1 protein-coding gene and 1 pseudogene are annotated in these 1270 nt (G+C 73.7%); both read right to left on the bottom strand.

Annotated features, from left to right (window positions below; translation table 11 throughout):
• Positions 1-68: 68 nt before the first annotated feature.
• Positions 69-380: pseudogene (locus ND748_RS35230) on the bottom strand (aminotransferase class V-fold PLP-dependent enzyme); the annotation flags it as partial.
• A gap of 55 nt (positions 381-435) precedes the next feature.
• On the bottom strand, positions 436-687 hold the full coding sequence (locus tag ND748_RS32235) for a cold-shock protein (RefSeq protein WP_251750050.1): 252 nt from the start codon (positions 685-687) through the stop codon (positions 436-438).
• Between the last annotated feature and the right edge of the window lie 583 nt (positions 688-1270).

Genomic DNA, 1270 nt, shown 5'->3' with positions numbered 1-1270 from the left:
CCGGCGGCCAGGGCGGCCAGGGCGGCCGGGGGAGAGCCGCCCGGTCCGCTGGGCCGCCGGGGTCGTCGGGTCCCGCAGGGAGCGGCCGGGAGGTCGGCGGCCGCGTTCTCCTCGGCCGCGTTCTCCTCGGCCCAGTACGGCAGGTGCCGATCGTCCGGGGCCGGCTGCCACTGCCCGTCGAGCAGGGCGTAGTCCCAGCCGGGCCCGATCCGCAGGTACCGCGCCACCGCGTCGATGAGGCGGTCGACGTGGTCGGCCGTCGTGCCTACGCCGATGCTGGCCCGCAGTGCCCCGCCGGGCGCGCCGAGCCGGGCCAGCAGCGGGTGCGCGCAGAACCGTCCGGCACGGACCCCGATGCCGTGCTCGGCCGACAGGTACGACCGCAGGTGGCGTAGGGCCCGAGGCCCTGGCGGAAAATCAGTCGGCTACACCCTCCTACCGCATGGCGCCGTCCCCGGGCCGCACGGTAAGCGCGCGGAACCGGTAGCCGTCCTGGTTGGCAACCGGCTCCCAGCTGAACGTCACCTGCCTGCCCGTGACGAGACCGCGGTGGCCGGCCGTCTCGATCATCGAGTAGTGGACCCAACAGCCGCCCGGGACCTCCGGCGCGTCGATCACGCCCCAGCCCCGCTCGGTGTCGTAGAAGCGCACCACGCCACGGATTGCCGCAGGCTCATCGTCGGTCATGGCGATCACGATGCCCGTCCCTTCCGCGGCCGTCGAAGGAATTTCGTCGTCGCTCCATCGGAGGATCTGCGGCGGGCATCCTGTCGGTGCTGGTAAAAGCGTCGGCATGCCGCTGGACGCGGCCGCGCAGCGCCGCTTGGAATGTTCCGGGGCACGAGACAGGGCGTCTCCGGCGGCGCCCGATACACGACCAGCAGAGATGAGGTGTCCCGATGAGCGACGTCCGTTTCGGCGTCACCCGGGTGTCGCCCGGCATTCCGTTGCGGGAGCACCGTCGCATCGTCGGTGGATTCTCGGTGGATTCGTTGACGCCGGCTCCAGCGACATGTGGACGGCCGAGGGCGGTCCCCGAGTCGAGCCTGCCGCCGGCATCGTGACGCCCGGGCGGGTCCGGGCGCTCGGTGCCCGGTGCCCGGCGACGAGGCGGGAACCCGCCAGCAGCCCGCGCCGCACCACGGCGTAGCAGGCTGGCATCGCCGACCTTCACGGGCGCAGGAGGACGTCAGCCGGCGGCGCCGAGGGCGCTGGCGAGGACGAGCAGCAGCAGCACGACGAGGGCCACGCCCGCCAGCCACGCCCGGCG

The sequence above is a fragment of the Frankia sp. AiPs1 genome (assembly GCF_023716945.1).
GTDB lineage: Bacteria > Actinomycetota > Actinomycetes > Frankiales > Frankiaceae > Frankia.
This window is presented reverse-complemented; position numbering and strand designations above follow the sequence as displayed.

Bases quoted from the DNA above. Each gene is read 5' to 3' on its own strand.
- ND748_RS32235 (WP_251750050.1), bottom strand. From the start codon at position 687: ATGACCGACGATGAGCCTGCGGCAATCCGTGGCGTGGTGCGCTTCTAC.